This is a genomic window from Paraburkholderia silviterrae, assembly GCF_004353915.1.
Lineage (GTDB): Bacteria > Pseudomonadota > Gammaproteobacteria > Burkholderiales > Burkholderiaceae > Paraburkholderia > Paraburkholderia silviterrae.
In genome coordinates, this window is sequence record NZ_SMRP01000043.1 from 43,242 (window position 1) to 51,702 (window position 8,461).

The 8,461-nt window shown below is 65.5% G+C and carries 7 protein-coding genes; 4 read left to right on the forward strand and 3 right to left on the reverse strand.

What is annotated here, in order from left to right:
• Positions 1–106 precede the first annotated feature (106 nt).
• Positions 107–742, forward strand: a complete 636-nt coding sequence (locus EYW47_RS37680) for a GNAT family N-acetyltransferase (protein WP_133199889.1) — start codon at positions 107–109, stop codon at positions 740–742.
• Positions 743–794: 52 nt separating this feature from the next.
• Here the strand turns inward: EYW47_RS37680 and EYW47_RS37685 are convergent, their stop codons facing one another.
• Both EYW47_RS37685 and EYW47_RS37690 read right to left on the reverse strand, forming a co-directional pair.
• A complete protein-coding gene (locus EYW47_RS37685; protein ID WP_165976796.1) occupies positions 795–2,570 on the reverse strand; it encodes a diguanylate cyclase in 1,776 nt (591 codons plus the stop codon).
• Positions 2,571–2,727: 157 nt separating this feature from the next.
• Positions 2,728–3,369, reverse strand: coding sequence for an HD domain-containing protein (locus EYW47_RS37690; RefSeq protein WP_133199891.1), 642 nt, complete (start codon positions 3,367–3,369; stop codon positions 2,728–2,730).
• A 175-nt stretch (positions 3,370–3,544) separates the two neighbouring features.
• Between EYW47_RS37690 and EYW47_RS37695 the strand changes: the two genes are divergently transcribed.
• Together EYW47_RS37695 and EYW47_RS37700 are read left to right on the forward strand one after the other, a co-directional pair.
• Positions 3,545–4,537 carry a GlxA family transcriptional regulator gene (locus tag EYW47_RS37695; protein ID WP_133199892.1) on the forward strand — a complete coding sequence of 331 codons (993 nt, stop codon included), beginning with the start codon at positions 3,545–3,547 and terminating at the stop codon, positions 4,535–4,537.
• A gap of 432 nt (positions 4,538–4,969) precedes the next feature.
• Entirely contained in the window at positions 4,970–6,427 is a 1,458-nt protein-coding gene (locus tag EYW47_RS37700) for a sensor histidine kinase (protein ID WP_133199893.1), read from the forward strand.
• 46 nt (positions 6,428–6,473) lie between these two features.
• Here the strand turns inward: EYW47_RS37700 and EYW47_RS37705 are convergent, their stop codons facing one another.
• A complete protein-coding gene (locus EYW47_RS37705) occupies positions 6,474–6,971 on the reverse strand; it encodes an acyl-CoA thioesterase (RefSeq protein ID WP_133199894.1) in 498 nt (165 codons plus the stop codon).
• Between the two features lie 393 nt (positions 6,972–7,364).
• Between EYW47_RS37705 and EYW47_RS37710 the strand changes: the two genes are divergently transcribed.
• Entirely contained in the window at positions 7,365–8,333 is a 969-nt protein-coding gene (locus EYW47_RS37710) for a response regulator (RefSeq protein ID WP_133199895.1), read from the forward strand.
• The last annotated feature ends 128 nt before the right edge of the window (positions 8,334–8,461 follow it).

The window sequence follows — 8,461 nt, forward strand, 5'->3', positions numbered from 1 at the left end:
CCCATCGCTGTGCTCGCCCATTTCGCCCGCTTTTTTACGACATTTTTTCTTGTGGCCCCTGGCGCGCAAACCTAGACTTGGCAGCACAGTAACGACTGGAGAGGCCATGTCGACACGCCATGTAACGCAGCGCCAGGACGAACGGATCACCTGTAATCAACCCGGCATCGGCCGGCTGGTGCTGCGGCGTTTCGATCCGCAGCGCGACTCGTGGGAACGTCTCACGCAACTGTTGCATCGCGCGTACGCGCGGCTCGCATCGCTCGGCCTGCATTGCGCGAGCGCGGACCAGGCGGCCAGCGCCACACGCTCGCGTGCGTTGGCGGGCGACTGCTTCGTGGCCGTGTGCAATGGCCGCATTGTCGGCACGATGACGATCGAAGGGCGTGACGGCGACTCGCTTTGCGAGCACTATCGCCTGCATGGCGTGGCCTCGCTGCAGCAATTCGGCATCGAGCCGGCGTGGCAGGGCCGCGGCATTGGCCGCGCGCTGCTCGCCTTCGCGCTTCGCTGGGCCGCCGCGCGCGGATTCACGCAACTCGCGCTCGACGTGCCGTTCCCCGCCGCGCATTTGCTTGCGTTCTATCGTGCAGAGGGTTTCAGTCTCGTGGATGTCGTGCGCTTCGCGGGGCGCGGCTACGACAGCGCCGTCTTCAGTAAGCCCGCCGCGAGCCATCCGCTAGCCAGCGTAAGGCAAGTGTCGGCGTTGCCGTGCGAGGCAGGCGTCCGCGCCGCACGTTGAGCGTGGCGGGCATGCGGCGCAGCACAGCACGCTATAGCACGCGTTACGTACGTTATGCGCGGGCGTCCGGCACTTGCTCGTCCACACCCACCACGCGGTTGCGCCCGCCTTCCTTCGCCACATAGAGCCGCTGGTCCGCCACATGCATGAGTGCCTCGTAATCGGCGGGGCAGTCCACCGGACTTGCGGCCACGCCGATGGACACCGTGAACGCGATGGCCTCGGGATGTGCGGCGCTCGCCAACGCCGCTGCGTCGCGCGCATGGGCCTCGACCGCCAGGCGCACGCGTTCGGCCACGGCGGTGGCCGTTGCGAGATCGGCATCGGGCAGCAGCGCGGCAAATTCCTCGCCGCCCATGCGCGCAGGCAAGTCGACGCTGCGCAGGCTCGCGCGCAGGATTTCGGCGAGGACGGTGAGCACGTGGTCACCGGCTGCGTGGCCGAAGCAGTCATTCACTCGCTTGAAAAAGTCGATGTCGAGCATGAGCACGGCCAACGCAACCGGTTGTTGCGATGCGCGGGTCGCGCGTTCGAGCGCTTCCGCGAATGCCTCCTGAAACCGGCGCCGGTTCGGGAGACCCGTGAGCGGGTCGCTGCGGGCGAGTGTCTCGAGCCGCTCGCTCGCCTCAACATAGTGGCCGAAAATGTTGGTCACGATGCGCAGCGTGCTCACCAGCAGCACGCCTAGCACGATCCACGCGGCAATCAGCGGACTGCTCAACACCCGGCGCGCCGTGGCGAGCGTGAGCTCGGCGTTGTTGGTTGGCGCCATAAGCATCCAGTGCGACTGGCCGATGCGCCGATAGAGCAGGTATTGGCCATTGCGTTCGATATAGCCGGAGCCGCGCTGCATCCATGTATCGACGGAAGTCCTGGCCGTTTGCAGCAGGCTGGCGCTAAAGCGTGCCGGGCGCTCATCGATCACCACGCCGTTGCGAAAGTACACGATGCTCCCGTTGGTGTTCAGGAGCCCGAACTCAACGGGATCGTCCTCATCGTCGATTGGTCCGCCGGTGGAGAGCTGCAGCGAGAGCAGGCGCGACTGCGTGATGTCCATCACCACGGCGCCGCGAAACTGGTTGCCGAGATAGACGGGTGCGCTCAAGGTGGAAATGGCTTCGCCCTTTTGCAGCCCGCTGTAGACGGGCGTCCAGAGCACGTCGCGGCGCGGATTGCGTTCGGGCAGCTGGCCGCGGTAGTAGTTCATGGTGTTGAAGCGGCGCAGCAACTCGGGCACGCTCAGGTCCTGATGCTCGGGCGCGATCACGAACACGCCGTTGGGCGAGATGAACGCCACCGTGCTCTGCACGGCGTCCGCGTGCTGGCTGATTTCCACGAGCGGGCTGAGCGTGCGTGCGAGCGCAATGTCGCCGGGCAGCAAGGCTTCGTTGCGATGAAAGCCGTCGAGGCCCGCGAGGGCTGCCGCGTTCGTGCCGAACACGGCCGGACCGCTTAGCGAGCCGGGCGTCTGCCAGACCGGCCGCGAGGTTTCGCCAAGCACCGCTTGCACGGCGGGGTTCTGAATGCCGATGCGTTGCTGCCTCTCGGAGGCGAGCACGTGCTCGGCGTAGTTGCGCAGAAACAGGAGGCGGCGGCGCTCGGAGTCGATGAGCGCATCCACGCCCACGGCGCGCACTTCGAGGTCGCGCTGGCGGCTTTGCAGGTCGTCGCGCGCGAGGTTGTAGAGCTGGCGCAAGCCCACGATGGTCACAAGCGTCATGGCGCCGATGAAGCACAGCGTCACCACGAGACGCGGCCGTTTCATGACGATGCTGGAGAAACGGTCGGGCCGCGTGCGGCCTGCCGTGCGCTTCGCGCTGTGCTGCATGGTATCCCCGACCATTCCAGGTTGTGTGGTTGCGCCCCGGCCGACATATCGGCCGGGGGCGACCGTCAAGGATAGCATTGCGGCACGCGGCCGGACACGGCTGCCGCCACCGCGGGTTATGCGCGTGCAAGGAGCCGCTCCAGCGCGACGTTCGTCGCTAGCCGCGCCACGCGGAGCCGCGGATCACGCTGCAGAAGTTGCCCGCGTGGAAATGCGGGTCCCTGTCGGCGAGCACGTCGGCCTTCACGTTGCCGAAGGTCGTGCCGGGCTTGTGACGAATGCCGTCGTAGAACGCCTGGATGATGTCCTCCTTGAAGTGCTCCGTGCGCGGATGCGCGTGCACGACGGCTTCGCGTTGCGCGTCGCTGTACTCGCGGTAGGTGAGCCCGAGCACATCCATCTCCACGCCCGCCGTGACGAGTGCGATCACGGGGTGCATATGCTGAGGAATACCAGGCGTGGTGTGAAGGGCGATGGCGGTCCACACGAGATCGAGATCGTGCTGTGCGATGCCACGCGCTCGCAGGAAGTCGCGGGCGGCGTTCGCGCCGTCCACTTCGAAGCGCTCGTGTTCGCTGCTGTGCGAGTGCATGAGGCCGACGTCGTGAAACATGGCGCCCGCGTACAGCAGCTCGCGGTCGAACTTCAGCTCGCGTTTCAGGCCGGCCAGCGCGCCGAAGTAGTAGACGCGGCTCGAGTGATGAAACAGCAGGGGCGATTCGGTGTCGCGCACGAATTCGGTGATTTCGCGTGCGAGTTGGCTGTCGGGGACGGCGACGCCGGCAAGGTCGAGGCTCATGGCTGGACTCCATCGAGGGGGGAAGGTGGAGTCCATTGTGGTCCGTGATAGCATTGTCCTTAATTGACGTGAGACGTCGTTTTCTGCCATTTCGTGCGAGAACCGGACGCATGCGCTGCGCGGCTGTCCACGTGCTGTCGCGGTGGCGCGCACACATGCCGGAGCCTGACCCCCTATGCCTAAAATCGTCGCCATTCTTGCGCTGCCCGGCGTGCAGCTGCTCGACGTGAGCGGTCCGCTCGACGTGTTCGCTCAGGCCAATACGGAAGCGGGGCGCACGGTGTACGACTTGCGCGTGATCGCGTGCCGTGCGGGACCCATTCGCAGCTCCGCGGGCGTGCGCCTCTTGCCCGACGAGGTGGCGGGGCAGACGCGAGAGCGCGTCGACACGCTGCTCGTGGCCGGCGCGCCCGACGCCGCCACGCTCCAGCTCGCACCGCGCGTGCTCGACTGGCTGCGCGCCACGGCGGCGCGCGCGCGGCGTTACGGCTCAGTGTGCACGGGCGCGTTCGCGCTGGCGGCCAGCGGGCTGCTGGACAAACGCCGGCTGACCACGCACTGGGCCGCTGTGGAGGCGCTCGCGCAGGCGTGCCCGACGGTCTCCATCGAAGCCGATTCGCTCTACGTGCGCGACGGCAAGCTGCGCACGGCGGCGGGCGTCACGGCGGGGCTCGATCTGGCGCTCGCGCTCGTCGAGGAGGATCTGGGGCGCGAGATCGCCATGCGCGTGGCGAGCCAGCTCGTGATGTTCTTCAAGCGGACCGGCGGTCAGCTGCAGTTCAGCCGCAAGGGCGAGACGCGCCCGGCGGGGCGCTCCGCGCTGCAGGAGGTGCAGCGCTGGGTGGCCGCGAATCCGGCGCTCGCGCACCGCGTGCCCGAACTCGCGGCGCGCGTGGGGCTGAGCCCGCGCCATTTCGCGCGCCTGTTCCAGGCCGAGGTGGGCATTACGCCCGCTGCGTGGGTCGAGGCCGTGCGCGTCGACGCGGCGCGCGAGCTGCTCGAAACGCACGGCGAGGCGCCCAAGCGCGTGGCGGCCCGCTGCGGCTTCGCGAACGCCGACACCTTGCGGCGCGCGTTCATCAAGCATATGGGCGTGACGCCGGCGCAATACCGGCGGCGCTTCGGCGGCAGCGCCGAGCCAGGCGGCCAAGTGCGCGCCCGAGACTGACGGCGTGGTTCAGGGGGGAGCGCCGCTTGCGCTGCGCAGGTGATTCGCTACGCATCTTTGCGTCGGGTTAAACGGAATTTCAGGCAAGAGTCGTCGATCCCGGCGATAATCGTAAGGATCAGCGCGCCGCCCATGGCCGTTATGCACAGGCGGCCTACGGGCCTCCTGGCTTCATGTGCGTGCATGCTTGCCGCCACGGTGTGCCTCGCAGTGCAATACGCAGGCCGTGAAGCGCCGCGGGCGGCGGCAGACAGGAAGACTGGAAGGGTCGCACGGGGACGCCCCCAAAGCCGCAGGTGCGGCAAAAGGGGCGCGCGGCCGTGGCATCGAAGCCGTTTGACACGCGGCGTGCGAGCGCCAGAACAGGAGCCTTGCCCGGCGCGACCACGCCACGCGCCGTTCGAAGAAAACAAGAATTCACGCGACAAATTTATGTATTCGATCTTGCCCGCGTTCGTATCCGCCTTGTTTCTCGGGTTCGGTGTGTACGTACTGCTCACGGAAGGCGTGACGCGCCTTTCACTGCCTTTTGCGTCGATGTGCGGGACCACCTTCGTCTGGCAGGGCAGCTGGGCGTTCCTGTTTCAGATATCGGACCCCGAGCTTGCGGGTGCGCTCGTCAAGTTCGGCTATCTCTTCATCCTGTTTCTGCCCACGACCTTCTATCACTTCGTGATCGAAGTCGCCGCGCGGCGCAGCGAGCGCCCGTGGCTCTTCGCGTCGTACGGCCTGTGCATCGCCCTTGCCATGGGGCTGGCGGTGAGCGACGAAGTGGTCGCGGGCTACGGCACTTTCTTCTTCGGCAAGTATCCGCGCGCGGGGCTGCTGCATCCCGTGCACGTCGCGCAAACCGTGCTGCTCGCGCTGCGCTGCGCCTGGCTGCTGCTGGCGGCGCGGCGTCAGACCCAGGCGCAAGACCGCCGCAGGCTGCTCGATCTCTGCTTGCTGAGCCTGTGTCTCTACGGGCTGGCCGCTACCGACTACGCGGTCAATTACGGCATTGCGTTCTATCCGGTGGGCGCCGTCGTCATCGCCGTGAGCCTCGGCATACTCGCCGTGACCATCGTGCGCTACGGCCTCATGCGGCCCTACCTGCTCGCCGCGACAGTGGCGCACGAGGTGGCCACGCCGCTTGCGGCCATCGGCATGCACGCCGAGGAAATCGGCACTGTGCTGCCCGAGCTCATGCGCGGCTACCAGCTGGCGGTGCAGCACCAGTTGTGCGTGGACGGCCTCTACCCGGGCCAGTCGGAGCGTCTTTCGTCGCTGGCCACTTCGATACAGCGCCAGGTGGACAGCACGAGCACCGTCGTCGAGATGTCGCTCGCGTCGTTCACACTCGACCGGCTCGACCGCCGCAGCTTCGAGGCCTGCTCGATCCGCTCCTGCGTGAACGCGGCGCTCGAACGCTTTCCGTTCCGCCCCGGCGAGCGCGAACTGGTCAACGTGTTGCCGATCGAAGCGCAACTGAAGTTTTCGGGCTCCGATTCGCTGATCGTGTTCGTGCTCTTCAACCTGCTCAAGAACGCGCTGTTTGCGATTCACTCGGGCGGCGGCGGCAGTGTGGAGATTGCGGCAACGAGCGAGGGCGGCTATTGCGTGCTGCGCTTTTCCGATAACGGCCCCGGCATTGGCGCCGACGTGCTCCCGCATATTTTCGAGCCGTTCTATTCCACCAAATCGCACGGCAAGGGTGCGGGCATGGGGCTCCCGTTCTGCCGGCGCGTAGCGGAGGCGCTGGGCGGCGCCATTGCCTGCGAGTCCGAGCCCAACGTGGCGACCACCTTCACGCTCCATCTTCCCGAACCGGGGTCGGCCGCCGATCGCGCGCTCCACGATCCGGCGGCCAAGGCCCGCCGGTGGCCGGCGGGGCAGGACTATACAGGTTGAGTCACTAACGGCACGAATTCAGCCTGGCTACGGTCTGAGTCGAGCCTCAGTTGGCCCCTGCGGGCAGAATGAGCTCATATTCCTTGACGCGCTCGATGATCCCCGGCGGAAAACGGCGAATCCGCTTGTCGGTGCCGGTAAAGAGAATCTGCTGGTAACCGAGCGAAACGGGACGCCCGTCCACGCAAAAGCGAAACACAAGATAGGCGGAGCATTGGCGCACCTGGAAGGTGTTCAGATAGCAATCGACGCGCTGAAACGGAAACGTCTCTTGCACATACTCCTGGTGCGCGCGCTTCGTTACGAAGATGCCGCCCGCCGCGAGCAGATTATTGTGGATGCATTCGTGGAACCAGCGCTCGCGGCAAATGCCCTGCCATTCGAAGTAGCGGGCGAAGTAAGTGTTCATGAACGCATTCGAGTCCTTGAGATAAATGTCGATGACATGATGGAAGGTCTTGCTCGGCGTGGCCTCCATGATTTCGTCGGTAAAGCCGTGTGCGCCACGGGAAAGCACGGCGGGGATCGATTCACGGGCATTCATTGAAGTACTCCAGATGGAACTGGCCGCTGGCGGCGGCCACGCATGCCTTCGATGTTTGAAGACATGCGCCAATTCTCGTCGGCTTCCCGGGTCGCCAATACCGTCTTCATCACATACTCGAGGCGATCCTTGAATGGCCTGTGCGTACTGGCTTGTATGCACACGCGCAGCCGGATGCCCGCGCAAACGATTACGCGCGTCCGAAAACGGGCTACGCGTCGTGCGGAGCGTGTGCAGCGGTTGCGGGGCGCGCCCGCGAGGCCGCATAATCTGGCAGCTACGGGTTGCGGAGCGATGCGCAATGGATCGCGTGTCGAATCAGCGCGCTGGGTTGCAGATCGAGAGGCGCATCGAGACCTGCCGCAGGCCTGTCGCGCGAACAGAGGCCATTACATGAGTTCCATCGTCAGACAGCCGGTTTTCTACCCCGTATCTGTGGTCTTCCTTGACGACAGCGCGGATTTTCTTCACGCCCTGCGCGGCTTTTTCCCGAATGCGCACACGCATCACTTCTTCACCTCGCAGCCCGAGGCGCGCGCGTTCATCGAGGCGCACGGCACAAGCGACGCGGGCCATAGCCCGATGTCGGGCGCGGCGTGGTCGGAGTTCGAGAAGCGCGGCGGCAACGCGCTGGGCCAGGACGTGATGGCTGACGCAAGCCGCTTCGCTGACGTTGCGGCCATTGTGGTGGACTACGACATGCCGGGTCAGGACGGACTCGAATTTCTCGACTCGGTGAAGGACGCGAACTGCACGCGCATCCTGCTCACCGGCACCGCTGACGAATCGCATGCCGTGGACGCGTTCAACGCGGGGCTCATTCATTTTTACCTGAAGAAGTCGGATCCGGGCATGACGCGCAAGCTCGCTCAAGCGCTCGGTAATGCGCAGCGCAAGTTTTGCGCGGGGCGCGGGCATATTGGTGTGCACGGGGTGGGGGCGGCGTATGCGGACCAGCGTACGGCCGAGGTGCTGGACGAGCTCGCGCAGCGCGAGCGGATCGTTGAATATTATTGGCGGCCTGAACAGAACGCGGTGCTCACTTTCGATGCGGCGGGCAATGCGGGCGTGTTTCTCGCGTGGGACGCGCACGACTGGGCGGCGCAATGCGATGTCGTGACGGATGAAGGCGGGCCCGCAGCGTTGCGCGATGAGATGGAAGGGCGCCGCATCATGCCGGTGTTCTGGCCGAATGAGGCGTATCGGCCGGGTATGGAGCGGGTGGAATTTGCGGTGCCGCAGCCTGTGGCGGGCACGCAGGATAGGTATGTGAGTTGGACTCGTGTTGATGGCATCGAGCTTGGGGTGGGGTTTGTTACCTATGCGATGTGGTTGCGTGCGCAACTGAATGTGAAGGGGTAAGAGTTGGTTTGAGAGTTGTTTTGTTGTGTTTTGTTTTGGGTTGTGGGTTGTGGGTCGTGGTTCTTGGTGGTGTTGGCCTTTCCTTGTTTTCATGTAGGTATATTGGTGTTGCCCCTGTGCGGGGCGGC

Bases quoted from the DNA above. Each gene is read 5' to 3' on its own strand.
- EYW47_RS37680 (WP_133199889.1), top strand. From the start codon at position 107: ATGTCGACACGCCATGTAACGCAGCGCCAGGACGAACGGATCACCTGT.
- EYW47_RS37685 (WP_165976796.1), bottom strand. From the start codon at position 2,570: ATGCAGCACAGCGCGAAGCGCACGGCAGGCCGCACGCGGCCCGACCGT.
- EYW47_RS37690 (WP_133199891.1), bottom strand. From the start codon at position 3,369: ATGAGCCTCGACCTTGCCGGCGTCGCCGTCCCCGACAGCCAACTCGCA.
- EYW47_RS37695 (WP_133199892.1), top strand. From the start codon at position 3,545: ATGCCTAAAATCGTCGCCATTCTTGCGCTGCCCGGCGTGCAGCTGCTC.
- EYW47_RS37700 (WP_133199893.1), top strand. From the start codon at position 4,970: ATGTATTCGATCTTGCCCGCGTTCGTATCCGCCTTGTTTCTCGGGTTC.
- EYW47_RS37705 (WP_133199894.1), bottom strand. From the start codon at position 6,971: ATGAATGCCCGTGAATCGATCCCCGCCGTGCTTTCCCGTGGCGCACAC.
- EYW47_RS37710 (WP_133199895.1), top strand. From the start codon at position 7,365: ATGAGTTCCATCGTCAGACAGCCGGTTTTCTACCCCGTATCTGTGGTC.